At 64.7% G+C, this 26,179-nt stretch carries 23 protein-coding genes; 16 read left to right on the forward strand and 7 right to left on the reverse strand.

Translation table 11 applies throughout. From position 1 onward, the window contains the following. Positions 1-258 precede the first annotated feature (258 nt). Positions 259-1,164, forward strand: coding sequence for a diiron oxygenase (locus tag M0208_RS03855; protein ID WP_258890411.1), 906 nt, complete (start codon positions 259-261; stop codon positions 1,162-1,164). Between the two features lie 23 nt (positions 1,165-1,187). After that, positions 1,188-1,751 (forward strand): OsmC family protein, encoded by a 564-nt coding sequence (locus tag M0208_RS03860; RefSeq protein ID WP_258890412.1) that lies wholly within the window; start codon positions 1,188-1,190, stop codon positions 1,749-1,751. On the opposite strand, the gene M0208_RS18530 is transcribed toward M0208_RS03860, so the two are convergent. Further along, on the reverse strand, positions 1,697-1,999 hold the full coding sequence (locus tag M0208_RS18530; protein WP_408988076.1) for a DUF2147 domain-containing protein: 303 nt from the start codon (positions 1,997-1,999) through the stop codon (positions 1,697-1,699). The two genes, M0208_RS03860 and M0208_RS18530, sit on opposite strands and share 55 nt — an antisense overlap. On the opposite strand from M0208_RS18530, the gene M0208_RS03865 reads away from it, so the two are divergent. Further along, the gene (locus M0208_RS03865) at positions 1,959-2,441 is read left to right on the forward strand and encodes a carbamoyltransferase N-terminal domain-containing protein (protein ID WP_258890413.1); all 483 of its coding nucleotides are present in this window, start codon (positions 1,959-1,961) and stop codon (positions 2,439-2,441) included. The two genes, M0208_RS18530 and M0208_RS03865, sit on opposite strands and share 41 nt — an antisense overlap. Before the next feature lie 432 nt (positions 2,442-2,873). Here the strand turns inward: M0208_RS03865 and M0208_RS03870 are convergent, their stop codons facing one another. Further along, positions 2,874-3,854, reverse strand: a complete 981-nt coding sequence (locus tag M0208_RS03870; RefSeq protein WP_309546978.1) for a FadR/GntR family transcriptional regulator — start codon at positions 3,852-3,854, stop codon at positions 2,874-2,876. Between the two features lie 9 nt (positions 3,855-3,863). On the opposite strand from M0208_RS03870, the gene M0208_RS03875 reads away from it, so the two are divergent. From M0208_RS03875 to M0208_RS03890, 4 genes are read left to right on the forward strand one after another with little or no spacing between them, the layout of a single operon-like run. Next, the gene (locus M0208_RS03875) at positions 3,864-5,282 is read left to right on the forward strand and encodes a DUF1080 domain-containing protein (protein WP_258890414.1); all 1,419 of its coding nucleotides are present in this window, start codon (positions 3,864-3,866) and stop codon (positions 5,280-5,282) included. 14 nt (positions 5,283-5,296) lie between these two features. Next, positions 5,297-6,616 carry a Gfo/Idh/MocA family protein gene (locus M0208_RS03880; RefSeq protein ID WP_258890415.1) on the forward strand — a complete coding sequence of 440 codons (1,320 nt, stop codon included), beginning with the start codon at positions 5,297-5,299 and terminating at the stop codon, positions 6,614-6,616. Positions 6,617-6,654: 38 nt separating this feature from the next. After that, positions 6,655-7,476 (forward strand): FAD:protein FMN transferase, encoded by an 822-nt coding sequence (locus M0208_RS03885; RefSeq protein ID WP_258890416.1) that lies wholly within the window; start codon positions 6,655-6,657, stop codon positions 7,474-7,476. Next, positions 7,457-8,716, forward strand: coding sequence for a Gfo/Idh/MocA family protein (locus M0208_RS03890; RefSeq protein ID WP_258890417.1), 1,260 nt, complete (start codon positions 7,457-7,459; stop codon positions 8,714-8,716). Before M0208_RS03885 ends, M0208_RS03890 begins: the two co-directional genes overlap by 20 nt. 148 nt (positions 8,717-8,864) lie before the next feature. Here M0208_RS03890 and M0208_RS03895 read toward each other — a convergent pair whose 3' ends face one another. Genes M0208_RS03895 through uxuA form a run of 4 tightly spaced genes read right to left on the reverse strand, consistent with a single transcriptional unit; the run spans position 8,865 to position 14,198 of the window. After that, positions 8,865-10,169, reverse strand: a complete 1,305-nt coding sequence (locus tag M0208_RS03895; protein ID WP_408988135.1) for an MFS transporter — start codon at positions 10,167-10,169, stop codon at positions 8,865-8,867. A 50-nt stretch (positions 10,170-10,219) separates the two neighbouring features. Next, entirely contained in the window at positions 10,220-11,605 is a 1,386-nt protein-coding gene (locus tag M0208_RS03900; RefSeq protein ID WP_258890418.1) for a mannitol dehydrogenase family protein, read from the reverse strand. Then, entirely contained in the window at positions 11,602-13,011 is a 1,410-nt protein-coding gene (gene uxaC / locus M0208_RS03905) for a glucuronate isomerase (RefSeq protein WP_258890419.1), read from the reverse strand. The genes M0208_RS03900 and uxaC overlap by 4 nt, the downstream gene beginning before the upstream one ends. Positions 13,012-13,013: 2 nt before the next feature. Beyond that, on the reverse strand, positions 13,014-14,198 hold the full coding sequence (gene uxuA, locus M0208_RS03910) for a mannonate dehydratase (protein WP_258890420.1): 1,185 nt from the start codon (positions 14,196-14,198) through the stop codon (positions 13,014-13,016). Between the two features lie 174 nt (positions 14,199-14,372). Between uxuA and M0208_RS03915 the strand changes: the two genes are divergently transcribed. Then, positions 14,373-15,287: a sugar kinase gene (locus M0208_RS03915; protein WP_258890421.1), complete on the forward strand. Its 915-nt coding sequence runs from the start codon at positions 14,373-14,375 to the stop codon at positions 15,285-15,287. A 149-nt stretch (positions 15,288-15,436) separates the two neighbouring features. Here the strand turns inward: M0208_RS03915 and M0208_RS03920 are convergent, their stop codons facing one another. Continuing rightward, positions 15,437-18,511 (reverse strand): TonB-dependent receptor, encoded by a 3,075-nt coding sequence (locus M0208_RS03920; RefSeq protein ID WP_258890422.1) that lies wholly within the window; start codon positions 18,509-18,511, stop codon positions 15,437-15,439. A gap of 298 nt (positions 18,512-18,809) precedes the next feature. Between M0208_RS03920 and M0208_RS03925 the strand changes: the two genes are divergently transcribed. The 8 genes from M0208_RS03925 to M0208_RS03960 all read left to right on the forward strand — a co-directional run bounded on the left by M0208_RS03925 (position 18,810) and on the right by M0208_RS03960 (position 26,179). Continuing rightward, positions 18,810-19,913 carry a Gfo/Idh/MocA family protein gene (locus tag M0208_RS03925; RefSeq protein WP_258890423.1) on the forward strand — a complete coding sequence of 368 codons (1,104 nt, stop codon included), beginning with the start codon at positions 18,810-18,812 and terminating at the stop codon, positions 19,911-19,913. Between the two features lie 73 nt (positions 19,914-19,986). Next, entirely contained in the window at positions 19,987-20,496 is a 510-nt protein-coding gene (locus M0208_RS03930; protein ID WP_258890424.1) for a hypothetical protein, read from the forward strand. 12 nt (positions 20,497-20,508) lie between these two features. Continuing rightward, on the forward strand, positions 20,509-21,285 hold the full coding sequence (locus M0208_RS03935; RefSeq protein ID WP_258890425.1) for a hypothetical protein: 777 nt from the start codon (positions 20,509-20,511) through the stop codon (positions 21,283-21,285). Further along, complete coding sequence (locus M0208_RS03940; RefSeq protein WP_258890426.1) at positions 21,282-21,869, forward strand: hypothetical protein; 588 nt, start codon at positions 21,282-21,284, stop codon at positions 21,867-21,869. Before M0208_RS03935 ends, M0208_RS03940 begins: the two co-directional genes overlap by 4 nt. 1 nt (position 21,870) lies before the next feature. Continuing rightward, complete coding sequence (locus tag M0208_RS03945) at positions 21,871-22,488, forward strand: hypothetical protein (RefSeq protein ID WP_258890427.1); 618 nt, start codon at positions 21,871-21,873, stop codon at positions 22,486-22,488. 6 nt (positions 22,489-22,494) lie between these two features. Beyond that, positions 22,495-24,585, forward strand: coding sequence for a DUF362 domain-containing protein (locus tag M0208_RS03950; protein WP_258890428.1), 2,091 nt, complete (start codon positions 22,495-22,497; stop codon positions 24,583-24,585). After that, positions 24,582-25,655, forward strand: a complete 1,074-nt coding sequence (locus M0208_RS03955) for an NAD-dependent epimerase/dehydratase family protein (RefSeq protein ID WP_258890429.1) — start codon at positions 24,582-24,584, stop codon at positions 25,653-25,655. Before M0208_RS03950 ends, M0208_RS03955 begins: the two co-directional genes overlap by 4 nt. Then, the gene (locus M0208_RS03960) at positions 25,652-26,179 is read left to right on the forward strand and encodes a hypothetical protein (RefSeq protein WP_258890430.1); all 528 of its coding nucleotides are present in this window, start codon (positions 25,652-25,654) and stop codon (positions 26,177-26,179) included. The genes M0208_RS03955 and M0208_RS03960 overlap by 4 nt, the downstream gene beginning before the upstream one ends.

Here is a 26,179-nt window from a genome sequence, read left to right on the forward strand (position 1 = left end):
GGTCATTCAATCCTTGCCGCGGCGGCGGTAGTTCAGCCGCAACAAAAAAAACCTTGGTCGCATCATCCGGTCGCGCAGCGGCGGGAGATATAAATCTTTGCCAATCAAGGGAGTATATCATCGTGAAGACTTACTTGTCCGCCGAAACCCGAAAGCGACTGATCGTCAGCTTCTGCACGCTGGTCTGTAGCGGCACTGCGCTGATCGGCGCGCTCGCTCCGTTCGGTCACGCCTGATTCTCTTTCTCGGAGAACGACCATGTACCGTGAATTCACGTATCAGAACGTGCTCGCCAGCGCGGAGCGCGCCGGATGGCGGCTCGATGACGTGTTCGGGCCGGACGACCGGCTCGATTTCGCCGCCCGGTTCATGCCCGAGGCGTTGGCCCGCACCGACATCGCTCCGGGACTCGACCCGCACGAACGGCTGCTGCTCAACCAGATCAGCGGGCATCAATATCTCAGCCTGTTTGGCGTGATCGAAGAGTTCATCCTGCCGTTCGTGCTCGATCACGCCCGGCCGCTCCTCAACACCGACGACTATCGCGTCCGCGCGTTGCTGCAGTTTGCGGGCGAGGAAGCGAAGCACATCCAGCTGTTTCGCCGTTTCCAGCAGGCGTTCGCCGCCGGGTTCGGCACACCGTGCCAGGTGATCGGCCCGGCCGAGGCGATCGCGGCGGAGGTGCTGCGGCACGATCCGCTCGCGGTGGCGATGGCGATCCTGCACATCGAATGGATGACGCAGGGCCATTATCTGGACAGCGTTCGCGACGATGGCGCGATCGATCCGCTGTTCAAGAGCCTGTTGCGCCGTCACTGGATGGAAGAGGCGCAGCACGCGAAGATCGACACGCTGATGGTGCTGGCGCTGGCCGACGCGCGGGGCGAACCAGCGATCCTGGCGGCGACCGACGAATATCTCGAAATCGGCGCGTTCATCGATGCCGCACTCGCACAGCAGGCCGAGTTCAACGTCGCCGCACTCGAACAGGCGATCGGCCATCCTGTCGCCGACCGGGCCGCGCTGATCGCGCAGCAGCACCAGGCCGCACGCTGGACCTATCTCGGTTCGGGCATGGTCCACGACCAGTTCGTCGACACGCTGGCGACGATCTCGCCCGGCGCGCGCGCCCGCGTGGCCGCCGCCGCCCCGCAATTCGGTTGATTATCAAGCAGAGGAGAAGAGCAATGTTGGACAATGTAAAAGACAAGACCGTCAACGACATCGATTTGGCGGCGCTCGGCGAGGTCGTCGAAGCGATCCAGGCGGACCCCGCGCAGGCGAAGGTAGCCTTTCATGTCACCAGCCGCTGGCAGGGTCAGACCCGCAGCGAAACCACAGTCGAGGCGGTCACGCTGGGCGGTGAGCGGATCGAGCGCGATTTCACGATCCTGGCCGACGAACCGAACGAACTGCTCGGCAACAACGCCGCGCCCAACCCGCAGGAGCTGCTGATGACCGCGGTCAATGCGTGCATGATGGTCGGCTATGTCGCGGGCGCCGCCACGCGCGGGATCGAACTGGAATCGCTGGAGATCGAGACTAAAGGCGAACTCGACCTGCGCGGCTTCCTCGGCCTCAGCGCCGACGTGCCCGCCGGATACCGCGCGATCGACTATGACGTGCGCATCAAGGGCGACGGCACCGCGGCGCAGTTCGCGGAAATCCACGAGAACGTGATGGCCACGTCGCCCAATTACTTCAACATCAACCGGCCCGTCCGGATGAACGGGAAGCTGACCGTTCGTTGATCCGGCGCGGTCGGTCGAGAGAGTCCTCCCGTCGCGTGCGGGAGGGCTCTTTCGCTGCACCCGGCAAACCGGCGATCAACGGCTTCGGGTCCACCTGCGTGTCCGGCAGAAAAGGCGACACACCCTGTTACAATGAGTAGGTCTTTGCTCTCCAGCCGAAGGCTGGGGCGATAGCTGCGGCCGCTTTTCGGATCGTAGGCGCGCCAATTGCGCCACTGGCCGTCCGCAGCCCGAAAATCGCTCAGCACCCGCGTTCCCGCGATCGAATGGTGCCTGGATCACGCCGGACTGGCGCCGGGCGATCTCGACGCGGTCGTCTTCTACGAACGACCAGGGCTGAAGTTCGAGCGCGTGCTGATGACGTTGCTGCGCAGTTTCCCGCTGTCGTGGCGCGCCTTCCCGCGGGCGATGAAGAACATGGTCGGCGAAAAGCTGTGGGTCCGCGGGATCATCGCGTCGCAACTGGAAATACCGGCGGCGAAGGTGATGTTCACCGAACACAATCTGTCGCACGCCGCCGCCGCATTCTTCCCCGCGCCGACCGACGAAGCCGCGATCCTGACCGCGGATGGGGTGAGCGAATGGGCGACGCTGACGGTCGAGCGCGGGATCAAGCGCGCCGACGGATCGGTCGACCTGTCGCTGCTGCGCGAGGTCCGCTTTCCGCATTCGCTCGGGCTCTTCTATTAGGCATTTACCGCGTATCTTGGTTTCAAGATCAACGAGGGCTAATATAAATGAGGGCCGAACTGGGGCTTCATCCAGTTAATCCCTTATAACACGCATTTTTAGATATTTAAGAATCCGCTTCGAGTCCTGTAAACGCACCGCTTTCCCAAACCCTCGGAAAAGCGTCTTTTCGGCCAACCCCGTAGAGGACTATGCGAGAACCGGCGGTCCAAATGGCGCATCATTCCCGTTCTGGCCTCTGACGGCAATCGCATAGTTCAGGCCGCAGTCCCCATAACGCTCCCATAAGCCAGACGTCGTGTACTATTGAGCGGCAGCCGTAGGCTACCGAAACCTCTGAAATGTTTCTCGGCGAGATCGTCGGACTGCAGCCTTGCGGTAGCGCTAGGCATTTACTGGAAGGGCAAATTCGTCGAACAGCTTGGCCGACGATCAAACCGCGACGCGGCGCGCCAATTCGTTTCGCTTTGCTTCGACTTCCGCGCGCGCGCGATCGAGCGTGTCGTTTTCGGTGGCCAGCAGCAGGCCCTCGATTACACGTTTCAGGTGATCGCGCATCGCCGCGCGCGCCGCTATCGGGTCGCGCCGTTGCAGCGCATCGAAGATCACCTGATGTTCATCGACGCGCGGCTGCACGCCGACGCTGCGCGCACGCTCCAGCATATGAGCGCACAGGGGCGAATTGTAGCGCGCGTCCCACAAGGATTCGACGACCCCGACTACCGCAGAGTTACGCGTCGCGCGGGCGATCGTGACGTGGAACTCGCGATCGGCGTGCTCGCCGCTGACATGCTGCTGATTCTCTCGCTCCATCGCAACAATCAACGTCCCAAGCGTGACCAGTTCCTCATCGGTGATCGACACTGCGGCAAGCGCCGCGGCCTCGCCTTCGAACAATCGCCGAGCCTCCGTCAGCTCGAAAGCGCCGATGTCGAGTTCCGTCGTGGCCGCTTCGGTGGGCGGGTTGTCGACAACGTAGATGCCCGATCCATGCCGGGACCGCACCAGACCGATCACTTCCAGCGCGATCGTCGCTTCACGGATCGTCGGACGACTGACCTTATGTTCTTCGGCCAATTCGCGTTCCGACGGGATGCGTTGTCCGGGCTGATAGTCGCCGCGCTGGATGGCCGCGGCGATTGCGGTCGCAACCTGTTGATAAAGTTTGCGACCGTCGGCTTGCAGCCCCGCCCCCGCCCCGGGATTGCCAAATGTTTGGATAAGTGCATCCCGAATCATGTCGATAATCCCGCCAGCGTCGCACCCACGCATACGCATAGCGTGGAGGATAGCACACGAAAAACCTGCTGGCACGCCAATTAGGCCTGACACTGCGCTTGCATGTGGCCCGACCATTATATAGGCAGTGTCAATAAAGTTAAAGTGCCGCGTCATCCAAAGGGCGGCGAACATGACGAGAGGATGGGATCCGTGCGAAGCGCGCTGAAACTGACGGGCCTGCTGCTGGCGGTCGCCTCGCTACCAGTCGCGGGCATTTGGAGCGCACAGGCGCAATCGGCAACCTCAGCAAGGTGGCGAGTACTCGTCCCCAGCACCGCGTTGACTGGCTGGACCAAGATGGGTGGTAAGGCGAGTTACACGGTTGAAAATGGTGAACTCGTTGGCCGTTCGATTCTGAAAACGCCTAACAGTTGGCTCGTCTCCGATGCGCAATATGGCGACTTCATCCTGGAATATGAGGCGAAGACCGATCCGAGGCTTAACTCGGGGGTGATGATCCGCGGGCAAAGTCGCTCCGATTACAAGAATGGCGTCGTGTTCGGCTATCAGGCCGAGATCGATCCGTCGCGGCGTGGCTGGAGCGGCGGGATCTACGACGAGCAGCGTCGCCAATGGCTTTACACACTGGGTCGCAACAAGGCCGCACACGACGCCTTCCGCTCGGGCGATTGGAATAGCTACCGGGTCGAGGCGATCGGCAACCGCATCCGCACCTGGGTGAACGGCGTGCCGGCCGCGGACATCGTCGATGACGCCGACGCGCGCGGCTTCATCGCATTTCAGGTCCACGCCGTACCCGACGATCCCGCGATGGCGGGGCTGGAAGCGCGGTTCCGCAACATCCGCATCATCACCACCAACCCCGCCGCGCACGCGTTGCCCGCCACCGCGCTGCCGCAACAGGACTGGGTGTCGAACCAATTGACCGAGGCCGAACGCCGCGCGGGCTGGAAGTTGTTGTGGGACGGCAAGACCAGCGCCGGATGGCGCGGCGCGAAGCTTGACCGTTTCCCGACGAAGGGCTGGACGACGACGAACGGCCTGCTGTCGGTCAGCCAGTCGGGCGGGGCGGAGGCGACGTTCGGCGGCGATATCATCACCACGCGCGACTATTCGAATTTCGAGCTGTCGGTCGATTTCCGGCTGGCGCCGGGCGCCAACAGCGGGATCAAATATTTCGTCGATCCCAACCTTCTGAAGGGCGATGGCTCAGCGATCGGGCTGGAGTATCAATTGCTCGATGACGAGCGCCATCCGGACGCCAAGATGGGCCGCGACGGGAACCGGACCCTGGCGTCGCTCTACGACCTGATCGCCGCGCGCAACCTGTCCGATCCCGATGCCTCGGGGAAGCGCTTCAACCCGCCGGGCGAGTGGAACCGCGCCGTGCTGATCGTACGCGGCAAGCACGTCGAACATTGGCTGAACGGCTTCAAGATGGTCGAATACGAACGCGGCTCGCCCGCATTCCGCGCGCTCGTAGCGCAGAGCAAGTACAAGAAATGGAAGTATTTCGGCGAGTGGGAAAAGGGGCCGATCCTGCTGCAGGATCACGGCAACAAGGTCGATTTCCGCTCGATCAAGATTCGCGAACTGTGACGGGGGATAACAACATGCTCGATCGCCGGACCATGCTGGGCGGAATCGGCGCGGCGATCGGCGTAGCCACGACCGCGAAAAGCTATGCTGCGATCAAGGGCGCGAATGACCGGCTCCGCGTCGCAACGATCGGCGTCAATTCTCGCGGCATGGCGCACGTTGCGGCCTTTTCAAAGACGCCCAATTGCGCGCTGACGCATATCGTCGACGTCGATTCGGACGTGCTGACGAAGCGGCTCGAGTCGTTCGCCAAACGCGGGCTTCCCGCGCCGAAGACCGAGCGCGACTATCGCCGCTTGTTCGATCGCAAGGCGGTAGACATCGTGACGATCGCGACCCCCGATCACTGGCATGCGAAGCTCGCGATCGACGCGATAGAATCGGGCCACCACGTCTATGTCGAAAAGCCGATCGGCATGGCCCCGGCCGAGGGCGAGGCGCTGATCGCGGCGACGAAGCGCACCAAGAGATTGCTTCAGATGGGTAACCAGCAACGATCGAGCGTCGAGACGATCGCGCTGAAGGGACTGATCGACGCTGGTGAACTGGGCGAGGTGTACGAAGCGCAGACCTGGTACGCCAACAACCGAAAGACGATCGGGCGCGGGCAGGAAATCGCGCCGCCCGCCAATCTCGACTGGGACATGTGGCAGGGGCCGCGGCCGCGCGGGCCGTATCGATCGAACCTGGTCCACTACAACTGGCACTGGTTCTGGAAGTACGGCACCGGCGAAATCTGCAACAACGCACTGCACGAGGTGGACGTCGCGCGCTGGCTTATGGGCGTCACCTATCCCGAAACCGTGTCTGCCGAGGGCGCGCGGCATTTCCACCGCGACGACGATTGGGAAATGTACGACACACTGGCGCTGAAGCTGGAATACGCAGGCGGCCGCAAGATCACGTGGGACGGGCACAGCTGCAACTCGCTGCAGCGCTATGGCCGCGGGCGCGGTGTGGTGCTGCTCGGCACGAAGGGCCATGCGCTCGTCGATCGCAATGGATTCCAGCTGTTCGATCTAGCCGACAAGCCGGTGAAGCAGATGCTGGTCGCGGCCGACGGGACGTCCGAAACGACCGGCACTATGGGCGAAGGCGCGCTCGACATCCTGCACGCAAGCAATTTCGTCGACGTGATCCGTGGGCGTGCGCGAGACCTCGCCTCGCCGGTGCGCGAGGGGCATATCAGCACTACGACCTGTCATCTCGGGAACATGGCGTACCGCACCAAATCCACGCTCAAGATCGACGCGACCACCGGCAAGCCAACTAGTCCCGAGGCGATGAAACTGTGGGCGCTGGACTATCAACCCGGTTGGGAAGTTAAGGTCTGACGTCCGCTGTAAAAACCCGCGTCGAGCGGTTCGCGGCGATGGGCACGCGCGTCGAACTGCACGTGTTCGGCGTGGGCGACGCCGATGCGCTGGCGAACGCGCGCGCCGCGGTCGAGGCGGTCGACGATGCGCTGACGATCCACCGCCCCTCCCCCGCGACCGCGCTGAACGAGCGGCTTGCCACCGGGCAGAGTGCGGCGATCGACGCCCCGATCCTGCTTGCAGCGCTTGCCGAAGTGGACCCGTTGGTCGCGCTGACCGGCGGCCTGTTCGATCCCGCCGCGGATGTGGCGAGAACGGGCGGATGGGCCTCGATAACGCTCGACGCAACCGCGGCGCGGATCAGCACAACGCGTCCACTCGCGCTAGACTTCGGGGGTTTCGGCAAGGGTTACGCGCTCGATCGTGCGGTTGCGGTGTTGCGCGACGCAGGGGTCGTCTCGGCGTTCCTGTCGGCGGGCGAGAGTTCGATCGCGGTCGTCGGACGGCATCCGCTCGACGTGCGCTGGCCAGTCGGCATCCCCGATCCGACCATGCCGGACAGCTTTCTGGTCGAACTGGAACTGGAGGACGAAGCGCTGTCGATCTCGTCCACGATCGGAGCCCACGCCGACGCCCCCGGCCGCAGCCCGACCGTCCGGCCGCACACGGGTGAGGTCGTCGCCACGCCGCGCACCGCGATCGCCGTCGAACGATCGGGTGCGCGAGCCGAAGCGATGAGCACCGCGTTGCTGATCGCCGATGATGCCGAACGCGCGCGCCTAATCGGTGACGAACGCGACCGCCGCTTCGTCTTCGGGCATACTATCTCATCGACCGATATAAAGGATTTGCGCCGCCATGGCCGACACGGAATTTGATCTCAGCCGCCGGTCGTTCATCGATCGCGTGCTGAAGGCGTCGGCCGCGGTCGGCATGGCGAGCGCTGCGCCTTGGGCGGGCGCGATCGCGGCCGAGCCGGGGCGGGAGCGCATCCGGCTGGGCGTGATCGGCACCGGCGATCGCGGCCGCGCCCTGATCCAGAACATCCTGAAGACCAAGAACTGCACGATCGCCGCGATCTGTGACGATTATCAGCCGTACCTCGACAAGGCGCGCGCGCTGCTTCCGGCGGGCACTCCCACCTATTCGGATCATCGCGCGATGCTCGATGCGAAGGGCCTCGACGCGGTGGTCATCGCGACCCCGCTCAATCTGCACGCGCGTCACGCCTTCGATTCGTTCGACGCGGGTCTGCATGTGTGGTGCGAAAAGGCGATGGCGCGGACCACCGGCGATTGCACGAAGATGGTCGAACGATCGCGCGCCAGCGGGCGCATCCTGCAGATCGGGCATCAGCGGCTGTTCAACCCGACCTATCTGAATGCCTTGGCGCGCGCGAAGGCGGGCGAGATCGGCACGATCACGCAGATTCGCGCGAGCTGGCATCGCAATCGCGACTGGCGCCGCGCGGTTCCGCCGGGCAGCGGGCTGGAGCGCAAGCTCAATTGGCGACTGTACCGCGAAAGCTCGGCCGGGCTGATGACCGAATTGTGTACGCACCAAATCCAGGTCGGCAACTGGTTCATGGATGCGCTGCCGACGCGCGTGATGGGATCGGGGAGCATCTGTTTCTGGAAGGACGGGCGCGAGGTGTATGACCATGTCGCGCTGATCTACGAATATCCGGGCGGGCGGAAATTCATCTACACCTCGCTGCTGAACAACGCACGCTACGGGTGCGAGGAACAGATCCAAGGCCACAAGGGTACGATCGAACCCGAACTCGGCCGCATCTTCAAGGAAGTGCCGCGCGTGCCCGCGCTCCGCCAGCTCGGCACCGACGTGCAGAAGAACCGCGTGCGGACGATCCCGATCGGCGGCGCGACCTGGTTTCCCGAATTGCCGATCACGACGCCCGGCGACTCGCTCGGCTGGAGCGAATATGACGAGACGATGCTGCAGTTCGAGGCGTTCGGCGAGGCGGTGAAGACGGGCGTGCCGGTGCCGGGGCTGCTGCGCCAGGCGTATCACGCGTCGATCGCATCCCTGCTCGGCGAACAGGCGATGGACGAACGGCGCGCGATCGACTGGCCCTCGTCGCTGGTGATGAGCGCGTAAGTCGGAGACGTTCCATCTACCTCCGTTCGTCCTGAGTAGGGACTGAGCGAAGCCGAAGGCCCGTATCGAAGGATATGCCCGGACGCCGGTCCTTCGATACGTCGCTTCGACAGGCTCAGCAGCCACTCAGGACGAACGGGGAGTTGGATCAGCGCATAGCCTTGGCATCCGCATCGGGATCGAAGCGCGGCACCAGCAGGTGGACGATCGCCAGCGCGACCAGATATGCGCTGCCCGCCCACAGGAATACCGGCAGGTAGCTGCCGACGGTATCGAGCACATGGCCGACATATTTGGCCATGATCATGCCGCCGACCGCGCCCGCCGCGCCGCCGATCCCCATCACCGATGCGACCGAACGCCGCGGGAAGGTGTCCGACACCATCGTGTAGAGGTTCGACGACCAGCCCTGATGCGCCGCTGCGGCCAGCCCGATGATCGCGACCGCCGCGGTCAGGCTGGACACCGTGCTGGCGAAGATGATCGGGGTGACGCACAGCGCGCAGGCCAGCAACGCCAGCTTGCGCCCGGCATTGACGCTGTAGCCGCGCTTGATCAGCGCCGACGACAGCCAGCCGCCACCGATACTGCCGACATCCGCCAGCAGATAGACCGCGATCAGCGGCGGGCCGAAGGTCTTGAGGTCCAGCCCGTGGCGCTTGGCGAAGAAGTCGGGCAGCCAGAACAAGAACAGATACCACACCGGATCGGTCAGGAATTTTGCAGTGACGAAAGCCCAGGTGCCGCGGTAGCGGAACAGCCTGCGCCACGGGATGCGCGCTTCCTCCGCATCGGTCGGCGCGTCGGAGTTGATATAGGCGAGTTCCTCGGCCGATACACTCTTGTGCTCGGCCGGGGCGCGGTAAAACCACAGCCACGCGATCAGCCAGATGAAGCCGAGCAACCCGGTGACGATGAACGCCGCGCGCCAGCCATAGTTTATCGCCAGAACGGGCACCACGATCGGCGTGGCGATCGCCCCGACATTGGCCCCGGCGTTCAGGATGCCCGCGGCCAGCGCGCGTTCCTTCTTCGGAAACCATTCGGCGACAGATTTGATCGCGGCGGGGAAATTGGCCGATTCGCCCAGACCGAGCGCAAAGCGCGCGATCGCGAAGCCGCCCGCAGTGCGGAACAGCGCGTGCGCCATCGCCGAGAGGCTCCAGATGCCGATCGCCCCGGCATAACCGAGGCGTGAACCGATCCGATCGATCAACGGCCCGCAGGCAAGCAGGCCGATCGCATAGGCTGCCTGGAACCAGAAGACGATGGTGCCGTAATCGGTCTCGCTCCAGCCCAGCTCGCCCTGCAGCGTCGGTTTCAGGATACCGATGATCTGGCGGTCGATGTAATTTATCGTCGTCGCGAAGAAGAGCAGCGCACAGATCACCCAGCGGACGTTGCCGGCGGGGCGTAACGCGGGGTTGGTCTGAGCACCCCCGACGTCCTGCAATATGTTCACGCACCTTCTCCCGTTTCGGCGTCCAGCGCCGCTTTTATTTCTCAGCCGAGCGCGTGAAGCGCTCGCGTCAGGATTGATTTGTCTTCGTCGTTCGGATGCCACGGCGCGGCGTAAAGGCCGTGCTGGCCGAACAGCGCATCGATGATCCCTTCGCGCCCGGCTCCGGCCCAGATGACGGCAAGTTTATTGGCCATCGGATCGGCGACCGGTTCACCGTCGCCACGAACGTGGACGATCCATGCGGCGAGCGCACGCAACGTGGCGGGACAGGTCCGACCCCGTGCCTGATTGACCGCGAGCGGCTCAAGCCAGCGCTGGACGATCTTTTGCGATCCGTCGGTCGCGATCTGCGCCAGCCGGTGCGGCAACGCCGGATTGGCGAAGCGCGCGAGCAGCGCCGCGGCGTAAGCGGACAGACCCTGCCCGGGCGCAGGGTCGAGGCTGGCTGCGGCCTCGTCGCGGATCAATTGCTCGATGACTGTTCGGATCGCCGGATCGGCGATCGCTTCGTGGACATGCGCGTGACCCGCCAGCAGGCCGAGATAGGCCAGCGCCGAATGCGCGCCGTTCAGCATCCGCAGCTTGGCGGCTTCGTACGGCGCGACATCGGCGACGAAGGCCGCGCCGCCCAGTTCCCAGCGCGGGCGTGGGCCAGCGAAGCGATCCTCGATCACCCATTGCCGGAACGGTTCGGTGACGACCGCTCCCGTGTCCTGCATATTCAGTATTTGCGCGATATCCGCGAGGTCGTTCGGCGAAGGCGCGGGGACGATGCGGTCGACCATCGAGGCGGGACATTTGCATTCTGCGGCGAACCAAACCGCCAGCGCCGGATCGATCCGATTGAGCCAGTTCGTCAGCGCGGCAGATAGCGCGCCGCCGTTGTCGGCAAGATTGTCGCATGACAACAGGGTCAGTCCCGGCAGCCCGGCAGCGCGGCGGTCGGCCAGCGCACGCGCAAGATGATGATAGATCGTACCCTCCGCGCGCTCCATCACTGCTACGTCGAGCGCTCCGTCGGGCAGACGGTGATAGCCCTTCTCGGTCACCGTCAGCGTGACGATCCGCGTGTCGGGCGACGCAAGTGCGCGCGCCACCGCGTCAGGCGCTTCGGGCGCGACGATCACGTCCCGCACCGCGCCGATCAGTGAGGAGCGCGCGCCATCCGCACTGCGTTCTGTGACCGTGTAGAGTCCGTCCTGCGGGCCGATCGCATCGCGCACGACGGGCGAGCGGAGTGACACGCCAGTGATCGCCCAATCGCGATCGCCGCCCGTCATCGCGGCGTCGGTGTAGACGGCTTGATGCGCGCGGTGGAACGCGCCGATGCCGAGATGGACGATGCCCGCGCGCTGCGCCGCGCGATCATAGTCCGGACGCACCACCGCCGACGGCAGGCGATCGACCGTGACGGCGGACAGCCTCACACCTTATACGCCCGCCGCGCGAGCCCGTTGGTCAGTTCGTGCGCGACGTCGACCGCTTCCCACTCCTCCAGCCGATGTTCGGCGACCAGCTTTGCTAGGAAAGCGCAATCGACCCGGCGCGCGACATCGTGCCGCGCGGGGATCGACAGAAACGCGCGCGTATCGTCGTTGAAACCGACGGTGTTGTAGAAGCCCGCAGTCTCGGTCGTCATCTCGCGGAACCGGCGCATCCCCTCGGGCGAATCGTGGAACCACCAGGCCGGGCCAAGCTTCAGGCACGGATAATGCCCGGCCAGCGGCGCGAGTTCGCGCGCGTAGGTCGTCTCGTCGAGCGTGAAGAGGATGATCGTCAGATCGCGTTCGTTCCCGACGACATCGAGCATCGGTTTCAGTGCGGTCACGAAATCGGCGCGCATCGGGATGTCCGCGCCCTTGTCCCGCCCGTGGCTGTCGAACAGCGCGGCATTGTGGTTGCGGAAGGAACCGGGATGGATCTGCATCACCATGCCATCCTCGACCGACATCCGCGCCATTTCGGTCAGCATCTGCGCGCGGAACAGGTCGGCGTCCTCCGGCGTGGGGTTTGTAGTAATGCGCGCGAACAGCGCCTCCGCTTCGACCGGCGACAGATTGGCGGTGCGCGCAGACGGATGGCCGTGATCGGTCGCGGTCGCCCCCGCGGCGCGGAAATCGGCGCGGCGCTTGCGGTGCGCGGCGAGATAGCCCGGCCAGCGCCACACGTCCTCGCCGGTCAATTCGGCGAAGCGCGCCATCGCCGGGCGGAACGCCTCATGCTCGACATCGATCACGCCATCGGGCCGGTACGTCGTCACCACGCGCCCGCCCCAGCCCGACGCGCGGATCGCGTGATGATGCGACAGATCGGCATCCGCGCCTTCGGTGGTGGCGAGGAACTCGATCCCGAACCGGTCGAACAGCGCACGCGGGCGAAACGCGGGGGTCGTCAGCTTCTCGCCAATCGCGTCGTAATAATGGTCGGCGGTCGAAGCATCGAGTTGGACGTCGAAGCCGAGCATCTCGGCGAAGACATGATCGAGCCACAGCCGCGAAGGCGTGCCGCGGAACAGGTGATAGTTTTCGGCAAATGTGCGCCACGCGACGCGCGGATCGGTATCCGGAACGCCATCACGCGACGGAACGCCGAGCCGGTCGAGCGCGATGCCCTGGCTGTAGAGCATCCGGTAGAGGTAATGGTCCGGCGACAGCAGCAATGTCGTCGCATCGCTCCACGCTTCGTCGGTAGCGAACCAGCGCGGATCGGTGTGGCCGTGGGGCGATACGATCGGCAACGTCGCGACCTCACCGTATATCGTCCGCGCGATCGCGCGCTGGTCGGGATCGCTGGCGAACAGGCGATCGGGATCGAGACGGAGCGGACGGGCCATGTTCAGGCCTCCTGCAACTGGCGGATCGACGACATGGCGTGCGCGATGCCGCGTTCCAGACCGCGCAATTCGGCGAGACCGCGCATCCGCCCGATCAGCGAATAGCCGGGATTGGTCAGCCGACTCAGGTCGTCGAGCATCTGGTGACCATGATCCGGGCGCATCGGAATCGACCGGCCTTCGCGCATTTGAAGCGCGTGGACCGCAGCGACGATCGCACTCATGTTCGCGTCGCCGCCAAGGTGCGTCGCCTCGTGAAACGCGCCACGCGGTTCACGCTGGACCGAACGCAGATGGAGGAACCCGATCCGGTCGCCAAGCCGCTCCACCATCCCCGGCAGATCGTTGTCGGCCCGCACGCCAAGCGACCCGGCGCAGAAACACAGGCCGTTCGACCGATTGGGCACCCGCGCGAACAATGTCGCCAGATCGTCCTCGGTGCTGACCACGCGGGGTAGTCCGAAGATCGGGAACGGCGGATCGTCCGGATGGACCACAAGTTGCAGGCCGAGATCGTCCGCGACCGGGCATACGGCTTCCAGGAATGCGACATGATTGTCGCGTAGGCGATCGGCATCCACATCGGCATAGGCCTCGATCGCACGCAGAAATTCCGGCGAGGTAAAGCTTTCCTCGCTGCCGGGCAGCCCCGCGATGATCGTGCGTTCGAGCGTGTGGCACTCCTCATCCGACATGTCGGCGAAGCGCCGTGCGGCAGCCTCCAGCGTCGCCGCATCATAGTCGCGCTCGGCGTATGGGCGGCGCAGGATATAAACATCGTAGGCGGCGACCGCCTCCAGTTCGAACCGCAGCGCCAGCGCGCCGTCGGGCATCGGCCAGGCCAGATCGGTCCGTGTCCAGTCCAGCAGCGGCATGAAATTGTACGTGACGACGGTGATCCCGCACGCCGCGATGTTGACGAGGCTTTGGCGATAATTCCCGATCAGCCGATCCCAGTCCGGCCCGCGCGTCTTGATGTCTTCGTGGACGCTGAGACTCTCGATCACGGTCCAGCCGAGGCCCGCCGCCGCGATCTCGCTTTTGCGGCTGGCAATCGCGTCGCAATCCCAGATGTGGCCGTTCGGCACGTCGTGCAGCGCGGTCACCACCTCACACGCGCCCGCCTGGCGGATGTCGCGCAGGCGAACCGGGTCGGTCGGCCCGAACCAGCGCATCGTCTCCGTCATCAACACGGACTTGCCTTCCCTCCCCTCATCGACGCCGCAGCACATATTCGGCACGTTTTGCCCTAACAGATGTAAAAGTGGTGTACCAGTGCGCGCGAATTGGTAAGGCAAGATTATTCATCGCCCGCGACGTTCGTCAACGTTACCGGCCTTGGAATATCTGAAGGGAAAATAATGGCGCGGATCGTCGTTGTCGGTGAGGGGATGCTCGAACTGTCGCGGGTCGGCGCGCATTGGCGGCTGGGTCATGGCGGCGACACGCTCAATACCGCGATCCATCTGGCGCGGTTGGGCCGCGGCGTGTCCTATGCGACCGCATTGGGCGCGGATGCGTTCAGCGAAACGCTGCGCACCGCATGGTCTGCCGAGGGTCTCGACATATCGTTGATCCTGACCGATCCCGATCGCCAGCCCGGACTGTATGCGATCAGCACCGATCCGCTGGGCGAGCGCAGCTTCGGCTATTGGCGCGGTGAGAGCGCGGCGCGTCAGCTTTTCGCGTTGCCCGGCGTAGACCGCATGATCGCCGCGGCCGAAACCGCCGATCTGCTGGTATTCTCGCTCATCAGCCTCGCGATCCTGCCGCCGGAAGGACGGGCGGCGCTGTTCGACCTGTGTCACAGGGTTCGCGCGCGTGGCGGACGAGTGGCGTTCGACAACAATTATCGCCCGCGCCTTTGGGAAAGCGCCGCTACGGCCCGCGCGGCCTGCGACCAGGCGATCGCGCTGACCGACATCGGGCTGCCGACGATCGACGACGACATCGCGCTCGCCGATCTTCCCGCAAACGCACGTGATGCGGCAGCCGTCCGCGACCGGTGGCGCGCGCTCGGCGCGCGCGAGATCGTGGTGAAACTGGGCGGTGCGGGATGCTTGGTCGACAATGAGATCGTGCCGCCGTCGGCGGTGCTGACGCCTATCGACACCAGCGGCGCGGGCGACGCTTTCAACGCCGGTTATCTTCACGCAAGACTGGCGGGCATCGCGCCACACGATGCCGCGCGCGTCGGGCACCGGCTTGCGGGATGGGTCATCATGCGGCCCGGCGCGGTCCCGGCCAGCGCGCCCGACGCGCCCTATCAAGAGTGACCGGCCAGGACCGGCTGGTCCGCCCGCGTCGCCGTTACGTTCACTATTGCGATCGGTCATGGCGACCGTGATCCTCCCCATACAACGGCATGACCCGGCGACGCCCGGCCGCCGCGGCATCGGCCAGAGCTGGCCGATGCCGTTTCCACCTAGAACTGGAAGTTGACCGCCAGCGCATAGGTGCGACCGAAATAGGACGTGTACAGCGGATCCTGCCGCACCGTGTCGACGGTGAGGCGATTGGTTTCGTTGGTGATATTCGACACTTCGGCGATCAGCTTGATGTTCTCGTTGATGTTGTACGAGGCGGACGCGTCGACGAAGATCGAACTCGCGTTTGAGGTCGAGTCCGCGTCGACCGAGCCGCTTGGCACCGCCGTGAGGAACGCCGCCCGGTAGTTCACGGTCGACCGGATGCTGAATTTATCGTCCTCGTAATACAGCGTTCCGCTCGCGGTTTCCGGCGACAGGCCGACCAGCGGCGCCGTGCGAGAGAGCGTCGGCGAGATGACGTAGTTGATGTTCGAGCGGACGCGGGTGAAGTTGCCGAGCGCGCCGAAATTGCTGAGCGCCCCCGGCAGGAAGCTGAAGGGCAATTGCAAATTGACTTCGAACCCCCGCAACGGCCCGCCCGGCGTGTTGTTGCTGCGCTGGACCGTAAACAGATCGGTCGGGCGGAGCTGTGTGCCGTTCAGCAGGGTCAGCGGCAGGCCGATGTCCTGGAACGCGACCTGCTGGCTCGTCGTCTGGATGTAGGTCTCGATGTTTTTGTAGAAATAGGCGACCGAGATCAGCGAACCCGGCGCGAAATACCATTCAAGCGCCGCATCGAACGTGTTGGCGCGGATCGGTTCAAGGAAAGGATTGCTGAACGACGCGGTCTGGATGACGAGATTGGCAGACCCCGCCGGTATGAGCTGACCGTAAGCCGGACGGGACATCACACGGGCGACGGAGGCGCGCGCGATCAGGTTGGACGTTACGTCCAGCGCCAGATTGGCCGACGGCAACCAGTCGTCGTAGCTGCGGCTGACCTCCGAAATGACGAAGCGCGACGGATACAGCGATCCGGCCGGCGCGGCGGTGGTGATCGGACCGTAGGCGTCGAGCTTTGTGTGGACATAGCGCACCCCGGCGTCACCACGGAGCGTAACGGGCAATGTATTCTCGGTGTTGAACTTGACCATGGCATAGCCCGAACCGTACTTTTCCTCGACTCCGCCGAACGTCCCCTTCGCACAATCGATGCTGCAGTAAACGTAGCTGTCGAGATTGGCCGCGCTGCGAAACTTGTCCGGATCGATCGAGACGAAATCCTGCAACAGTCCATCCAGATTCTTGCCGACTCCGCTGGTTACGGAGGTGAAGCTGGACAGCGAGACGCCGGCTGGCAGGCTGAGTGGCGTATTGGTTGCGAGCTGTCGCTCACGCGCGGTATATTTGTTCGTGCGATACTGGCCGCCGACCTGCACCGTGAAGTCGGGCGCTGCCTCCCACTCGCCGTTCAGTTCGAACGTCTTGCTGGTTATCGTGTTGCGGCGAATGAAGTTCGACAGCTGGCCACGCTGGTCTCCGTTCGGCAGCGGCGGGCCGTACTGGAACAGCGCAGGGTTCGTGATGTCGATCCCGTAACCGATTTTTGGAACATCCGCGTTGTCACGGAAATCGATCGAGAAGTTGCGCGTATCATTCGAATCGATCGCAACCTGCAGGCGGTTGACGTCCAGCTTCGATTGATTGATCCCGGCCAGGCCGAAGACTCGAAAGGTATCGGAGAAGCGGTGATCGATGTTCAGATTGACCTGCCGATACGTCGAGGTGAACCGCTCGCTCTGCATCTCCGAACGCAAATCGACACCATCGAACAGGCCGTGGACCAACGACCCGTTATCGTCGACCTCGATCTCGCGAACGGACGTCAACGGCTGTCCGTTGTTCGAAATCGCGCGGCCGAATGAACGCGCATCGAAATACTGGTCGAGGCGGTCGACCTTGAAGCGCGAATAAAGTCCGTCGACCGAAATATCGGTGTCGTCGGTCGGCTTCCACTGCAGCGTCAGGGTGCCGGCGAGACGCTCCTGATCCTGACTGCTTCTTACCGGTCGCGGAAGACGCGGCAGGAACACGCCGCCACCCGGACGGCCGTTCACGCCGGTGCGGCTCATGATATAATCATAGGCCGCCTGCGTGCCGGTGCGCGGATTGCCGGTGCTGCAATTGTTGGCGTCCGAACCGATCGGCGTACCGTTCGGCTGGGTATAGCCGACAACGGGGCTCGTCACCGGCGCCCCCTTGTAAACATACCCGACCGGCGTGCAGAACGGAAAGATTACGCCGGCATTCGCAGTGCCCGCCGGCTGCGCCTGACCGTAAACGGTGGTCGGCACGACATCGACCGCCGAATAGGCGAATTCGTCGATATGCCGTTTCGAATAGGCGACGCTGCCGAGAATACCGAACGTGTCGCCGAACTTCTTTGCGACCAGCGCGGACAGGCGCGGATCGACCTTCTTGCTGATGTCGTTGTAGATGCCGCGTGCGGTGCCCGAAAAGGTGAAATCCTTCTTCTGATCGAACGGCTTGGGCGCGCGCAGATCGACGGTCGCGCCCAGCGACCCCTCCTCGACATCCGCCGACAGCGTCTTGCGAACGGACAGCGCGGAGAAGATTTCGGTCGGGAATGTGACGAAGTCGAACGAACGACCGGTGGCGACACCCCCACGAATGTCGCTGCCGCTAACCTGCGACACGCCCTCCATTCCGTTGATGCGCACGCGGGTGAACTGCGCGCCAAGGCCACGGACCGAGATGTTGCGCCCTTCGCCGCCGTCGCCGCGCGACAGCGCCACGCCGGGTATCCGCTGCATCGATTCGGCCAGGTTGGAATCGGGGAACTTGCCGATGTCCTCGGCGACGATGCTGTCGATCGCGGCGGTTTCATTCCGCTTCAGGTTCAGCGCGCTGTTCAGCGAGGCGCGGAAGCCCGTGACGACGATGTCCGCTTGTTGCGACGACGGATCGGCCTCGGCCGGATCGGCTGGCGGCGAACTGGCTTGAGTCGGATCGGGTTGAGGCGGAGCGGTGCGCCCCTCTTCGCTTGTCTGGCCGGTTGACGGCGTTGGTGCTTGTCCGGCCACTTGAGCCGAGGCAGGCGCGGCGAGCAGCAAGCCGATGAAGCTCGTCGAGATAAGCAGTTGGCGCTTATCGCAGCTTTTGCGGTTCAAATTCCCTCTCCCTGTACCCAATCCCGCAGAGGCTCCGCGGCCGGGGCTCTATTCCTGATGATGGTCTTGTAATTATCGCTGGTCGGTCAGGTATCATTGTCGGTTAGGCATGACAATCCTGTTGTATGTGGCCGGACCAAAATCTATTGACGTTATCGAAGGGCTGCGGGTCAGTTGCCGCCCATCGGCATGACGAGCACATCCGCGCCGACTGGCAAACGGATTATCATCTGAGGGGATGACGGCTTTGGAAGATACGAACCGACGCACAATTTTAGGATTTGGCCTTACAGCGGGCTTGGCTGCCGGCTTCGCCGCCGACGCACTTGCTCAATCGGTCACGCGTGGCGATGCGCCGACCGAGGGCGCAATCGCCCGGCCCGCACCGGAGGCGAAGTACCGCGTCCCGTTTGCCGTGATCGGGCTGGATCACAATCACATCTACGGCATCACCGACGCGATCATCCGCGGCGGCGGCGTTCTCTCCGCCTTCTATGCGACCGATCCGAAGCAGATCGCGACGTTCCGCAAACGATACGGCGACATCCCGTTGGCGCGGGCGGAAGATCAAATCCTCGAAAACCGCACGATCAAACTGGTCTGCAGCGCGGCCATCCCCAACCTGAGGGCGCCGCTGGGCATCCGGGTCATGCGCGCTGGAAAGGACTATCTCAGCGACAAGGCTGCCATGACCACGCTGCGGCAGCTTGCGGATGTTCGCCGCGCGATCAAGGAAACCGGCCGCATATTCGGGATCATGTATTCCGAGCGGCTCGAGGTGCCCGCAGCGGTCATGGCGGGTCAGCTCGTCCACGATGGCGCGATCGGCCGCGTGATCCAGACGGTAAACCTCGCACCTCATCGATTGGCCGCGCCGACCCGGCCCGACTGGTTCTGGGATCCGAAGCGCAACGGCGGCATCCTGACGGACGTCGGCAGCCATCAGGCCGATCAATTCGTCTATCTGACCGGCAGCAAGCGCGCGCACGTCGTCGCGTCGCAGACAGGTAATTTCGGCAATCCCGGGCATCCGCAGTTCGAGGATTTCGGCGATATGATGCTGAGCGGCGACGGTGGCGCCGGCTATGTCCGCGTCGACTGGTTCACGCCGGACGGCCTGCCGACCTGGGGCGACGGCCGCCTCTTCATCCTCGGCACCGAAGGGTACATCGAGCTGCGGAAGTATGTCGACATTGCGGGACGGCCGGGCGGCAACCATCTGTTGATCGCCGATCGCAAGGGCACGCGCTATCTGGATTGCTCGAAAGTGCCGCTGCCGTTCGGCCCGCAATTCGTCAGCGACATCGTAGAGCGCACGTCCACGGCGCAGGATCAGGAAGGGGCGCTGCTCGCCGCCGAACTTTCGCTGACTGCGGAGGCTCGTGCGATCCGGGCCAAATAGGCAGCATGCGTTGCGGCGATCGTCGCTTTGCGATACATTTGTGGCGGTGCCGAGGTTCGCAGGGAGTGCGACGATGGCCGATATCGAAGTCGTTTACGAACCGATCGCGATCAACAGCGGGCCGGTGACCGTCGCGGTCAACGGCCTCGACGACATCAAGCTTGCGATCCCCGATCCGATCAAGACCGAGACGACGCTGAAGCTGCCGGACACGTTTAAGAGCGACGGCAAGTTCGCTTTCAGCATCCCAGAGCCGATCCGCACCAACGCTACGGCCGATTTGGGTCTTCGCGCCGGGATCGATCTTCAGCCGGTGGTGGTCGATCAATGCCTGCGCCTGTCGCTCGGGCCGCTGCCGGCGACGCGGATATGCCTGCCCAATCGCCAGCATGTCGGGCTGACTCTGTTCGGCATCGAGATATTCGGCATCACGTTGGAGGGTGAAGCCAACATCCTCGTCAGCGAACCCGATCGCCAAACCCGGATCGTGAAGACCGCGTCCGCTCATCCGACTCCGGCGCGTCCGAAATCCGCCCATCATGGCGCCGGAAGCGACGGCGTTCGTATCCGGCTTGGCGATTGAGGAACGAGGGCGATGGCCACGATCGATCCTGTCGACTGGCCGGCCGATCGACCGCTTCGGTTCTCGGGCGCGCCATCGTCGTTGCGCGCGCCGGTCGTTACCCAGGCTAATCAATCCCAACCGCAGCTACAGGCGTCGTTGACCGGCGTCACGGATGCGTCCGGCATTGGTCTTGCGGCGCGCTCGATCGGGGTGATGCGAGGCCAGATCCGGCTCCGGCTCGATCCGGCGACGCCGCCGGGCCGCTACGAAGGCGGCGTGGAGATTGCCGGGGTCGCGCGACCGGTCGTGATCGACGTCGTCGAGACGGTCGATCTGTCCATTCGGCCGCAGCCAGTGGTGATCGACCTGGCGATGGGAGTGCAGCAGGAGGCGGTCATCGCGATCGACAATCGCGGCAACGTCCCGCTCACGATCGACCTAAGCGGCGACTATCCGCTTGGCGAGGAGATCGCGATCTTCCCCGACCGGATCGAGCGCGACACGGGCGATGCGCTTCAGCGGCTTGCGGACCTGTTCGCCAGGACGATCGGAACCCGGACGCGGCGCGCAATGCGCGAGGCCGGGACCGTGACGCTCGCGATGGCCGACGGGACGATGCGCATCGATCCGGGAGCGACCCAGACGGCAGCGGTGCGCGTGACCCTGCCCGAAGGCCTGTCCCCGAATGGTCGCTACCGCGCCTTCATACCGGTCTATACCGTCGATCTCGAATTGGTAGCCGTCACCGCGACGAAGCCGCCGCAGGAAGAGCGGCCCCGCGTACGAAAACGAGGAGCTTCGACATGATGCGAACCGCAATCGTTCGAGAAAAGCCCGCCGGGACCGACCTGGGCCGAATGGCGAAGGACATGCTGCAACCTTGGGCCGACGCGTACGAAAACTGGCGAACCGGCGTCGCCGGCATGCTCGATCGCCGCCCCGCCAAAGGCGATTGCTGCGCGAAATGCGCACCGGACGATTGCAGTTGCCGCTGTTGCGTTGCCGACAGCGATCTGCTCGTCGAGGCGCGCGTGGGCGAGCGCCGGGTCGTTCCGATCACCATCGAAAACCACTGGCGGCGTGAGCGTGATATCGAGCTGGAACTGTCGAGCTGGACCAATGTGGACGGCGTCCAGATCAGCGGCCAGATCGCCGGGCCGACCTCGTTCAAGCTCGAGCCGTGCGGCGAGGCAAGAGTGGTGCTGGTTATCGAAATCGGCGGTGGCGGCACCGACGATAACCAGCGCACCGGCGACGTCAGGCAATGCGCCGTCGCCTATGCCGATCTGCGAGTGAAGGGCTGCGATATTCGGCCGATCCGCATCGCGGTGGCGGTGCTGCCGCGCGATTGCGACGACTATGTCGTCGATTGCCGCTGCGGGTGCTGCTGACATGGCCACCGATTTCTCCCAAGCGGCCGGTTCGCTGAGCCGCACGACGTCGTCGCTCGCACGGCGCTGGGCGACGCAGCGACTGTCGGCGGTGCAGAGCTACGGCCGCATCCTCGCCGACTATGGCAACGGCCGGGCCAGCGGCCGCGCCGCAGCGCAAGCTTATGCGAAGCTGGCGATGGAGGAAGCGGCCCGCTATCCGGCCGACGCGTTCCAGCTCGCGACGGACTATGTCTCCGCCGTGGCGCGTGCCGCCGGCCTGTCGACCGCAGTGGATAAAGAAACACGGTCGTCCCCGGTGATCGACATAGAAATGTCGGGGCCGAGCGGCGGCGTGGCGAGCCGCGACTTCGTGCTGGAGAACCCGCATGACAGCGCGGCGGACATCGCTTTCACCGCCTCCAATTTTCTGGACGATGAGCGCGACGTGAAAGCGAAACCGGTCTTCGCGCCGGCCAAGTTCTCCATCGCCGCGTGCGGTGAGCAGACGGTCACGGTCAGCGCCAAGCTGGATCCGCGAAAGTTCAAGCCCGGCGTCAGTTACCGGTCGAACGTGGCGGTCGAAGGGTTCGACGACATGATCGTGCGAGTCCACCTGATCGTCACCCCGGCAAACTGAACCGGCGTGCCCGGCCGCGCCGTCGTCATCGTCCGTGCGCCCGGCGCGGCACCTGCCGCCTTGCTGGATCGCGCGCTCGATCAGGTGGGTTTCCGGGCGCGCATCGTCGCCCAAGTGAAGAGGGCGAAGACCGGTTTCACCGCAATCATCGCGCCTGCGCTCGATGCGTTTGCGGCCGGATCGCCGACGGCAACCGATCCGCGTCTGGTCGAGCATCTGATTGACGCCTTGTTCGATTCCGGCGCGACCCGGGTCGATGTCGGCGCGACGCGCGACAGCAGCGCGTTGTGGCTCGAGAATCGCGATCCGTTCATGGTCGCCGACCTGCTGGGCTATCGCTACGAAACGCCCAAGGGCCGACCGTATGACGTGATCGACTTCGCCGACGATGTTGTCGAAGGTGCTTTCCCCGACACCAGCCCGCTCGCCGGAACCGCGTTGTCGCGTGCATGGCTAGAAGCCGATCTGCGCATCGTCTTCGCCGCGAACCGCAGCGACGAGGATGACGGCTATGCGCTCTGCCTCACCACGCTGCTGGGCGTGCTGCCGCTGACCGACAAGGACTATCACTACCGGCTGCGGCGCGATCCCGGTGAGGTCGTCGCGGCTTTGCTCGATCGCGCGCCGGTCGATCTCGCGTTGATCGACGCGGTCGTCAGCGCGCATGGCAATGGCGGCGGGCGGTCGCCGCGGCCGATCGTCACCGACACCATCATCGCCGCCACCGATCCGGCGCTCGCCGATCATCACGGCGCGGTCCTGATGGGGCTCGATCCCTACGTCTCGCGCGTGGCTGCGCCGGGTCTTCGCAAGCCCGGCCTGCTTGCCGGCGTCCGCACGATGGGTGCGCTCGGTCCCTATCCCGGCTGGATCAACGTCGATCCGCTGCTGATCGAATCCAACCGGCTTCGGCGTCAGTCGGTCGCGATCGACCGTTCGGTCCGGCCGCTGCTCCAAGCGGTCGACCGAGATCTGTTCCCCTTCTCCAACCCCGCGATCGATCGCGCCAACGCCACGCTCGCCCCGTTCTTCGACGGTGCCGAGGATGCCAACCTGCTTGCCTTGTTCAATTTCTGGCTCGGGCAGCTCGCCGCCGCACAAGCCGCCTGGGCGACGCATTTCGACAAGGATTCGCTCCACCGCATCGACGCCCCGGTCAACATCGATCCCGCTTCGGTGTCCGATGCAGCATTCAACGGGATCGCCGGCGAGCTGCTGCCGCTCGTCGACCTGCTCTGCGGCATCCCGGCCGATGCGACCGGCCTGCGCTGGCGGTCGCACGACGGTGCGATCCTGTTCGACGGCGTGCGGCGCTACCCGATCGCGTTCGACACCTTCGTGGACGCGGTCGAGATCCACCGCACCATCCAGTTTATGAACGACTATATCGGCGGCAGCGCGATCGTCGTCGCGCGTGACGACGCGGGCCGCGTTACCCGGCAGGTCGAGCGCAACCTCTATCTGCCGCAGCCCAACTATTCGATCCTGTTCGGCGGCGAGGTCATCGATGTGACCAAGATCGAGGCGGTCGGATACGCCCCGCGCCGCCAGCAGATGGTGTGGAAGACGGTCAAGAGCGCCAACGATTCCGCCATCGCCGACGACGGCATCGTGACCTTCGAAGCGCTCGGCGACGACACGCTCGTCACGATCTGGGGCCGCCAGCTCTTCCGTCTGCCCCCGCTGCTCGCCGCGATCGACCTCGATCTCTTTCCGACGCTCAAGCAATTCCTCGTCACCGACGCCTATCGCCGCTTCTTCCGCCGCACCTTCGCCAATCTGGAGGCGGTCGCCGAGGGCCGCGACATCCATATCGGCCGCGCCTGGGCAGAGGAAGACGAGCCTTTGCCGATCGAACGGATCACCGAGTTCGTGAAGTCGCTCGGCGAAAGTCACGATCTCGACCTGATCGGCTGGATCAAATCGCTAGGCGAGCGTCCCGACACCAAACCGAAGCCGATCCGCATCGACGACGACGGCTTCCGCCACTTTGAGGCGGCACCGCGCACGACGACGCCCAGCAAGACGCGCGCGATGGGCAATATCCTTGCCGATCTGCAGCACGCGGCGCGGGTCGATGCGGGGCTAGTTCAGTGAGGGCGCTGGTCACCGGCGCCAACGGGCTGATCGGCGCCAATCTGCTGCGCGAACTGCTTGATGACGGCCATGAAGTCGTCGGCCTCGTGCGTCCGACCAGCGACCTGTCGCACATCGCGCGGCTTCCGGTCCGGCTTGAATATGGCGACGTGCTGGACCCGCAGTCGCTCGCAGCGGCGGCGGTCGGCTGTGATGTCATCTTCCATACCGCGGTTCACTTCGCTTATTGGGGCCATGCGCCAGACGATCTCGCGCGCACCGCGGTCGAGGGCAGCCGCAACGTGCTTGCCGCCGCGCGCGACGCCGGCATCGGCCGGGTCGTGATGACCTCGTCGTCGGTCACGCTCGGCGCGTCCTACACCCCGGACGTCCGCAACGAAGCGCGAACAGCGCAGGACGACGCCGACGAGCCCGCCTATGTCCTCGCAAAGATCGCGCAGGAACGCGAGACGATCGGCGTCGCCAAACGGCTGGGTGTCGAACTGGTGATCGCCTGCCCGACGATGAGCGTCGGCGCGTTCGGCACGTCGCTCGGGCCCAGCAACGGCGTCATCACCAGCTATCTCGCCGATCCGCTGCAACTGACCTGGGCGGGCGGCTGCAACATCGTCTCGGTGCGCGATGTCGCGCGTGGCCATATCCTTCTGGCCGAACGCGGCGCGCCGGGTGAACGCTATGTGCTCGGCTCCGAAAATCTCGGCTGGCGCGACATCCACGAACGGATCGCGACGCTCGCCGGGGTCGCGCCGCCGGGTGAGACAGCGAGCGCCACGGCCTGCTACTGGATCGCGCTCGCCGAAGAGACACGCGCGCGGGTGACCGGCAAACCACCGCTCGCGACGCGCGCGCAGGCCAAGATGGTCGGCCGTTATTATTGGTATAGCCATGATCGCGCCGCCGCGCTCGGCTATGCCCCCCGCCCCGCCGCCGACGCGCTGGCCGAAGCGATCGCCTGGCTCGCCGCCAGCGCGCATGTTGCACGCGAGACGCGCATGAAAATGCGGCTCGCCCGCCCCGTCCAGACCGCCCGCGCCGCCGCCGCGAAGATCGAGCGGAGGTTCGCTGCATGAAGGCGTTCCACTGCCTCGTCGGCCTGCGTCAGCCGCTGACCCGCGTGGCACCCGCGATCCGCGATCGCCTGCCCGAAATCGCGCCGGCGCTGGACGATGTGGAAATCATCCGCGCCGTCGCCCGTGTCGAGCAGCCCTGCGGCGGCGTAAAGCTGGTGAACGAATGGCGGGTCAACCCGAAGCTGCCCGCCGCGCTCAACGGTCATATCACGCCCGATATGCTTGGCTGGCTCGATCACGCGGACTGGTCGGCGGATCTGACGCACTGCCGCTGGCGGATCGAACCCTACTTCATGGCGGAAGCGATAAGCTGCGAAGGCGAGACGCGGTTCGAACCGGCGATGGGCGGCCGCGGCACGCGTGCGACCTTCGAGGGCAGGCTCGACATCGACGCATCTGCGCTGATGCGTGTGCCTGCGGCATGGCGCCGCCCCGCAGCGGCGGCGATCGAGCTGCTCATCGGCACGCTGATCCCCAAGAACTTTCGCAATACGGCGGATGCGGCGGCGGGGCTGCTCGACTGA

Origin of the sequence: Sphingomonas sp. SUN019 (assembly GCF_024758705.1) — a bacterium.
Lineage (GTDB): Bacteria > Pseudomonadota > Alphaproteobacteria > Sphingomonadales > Sphingomonadaceae > Sphingomonas.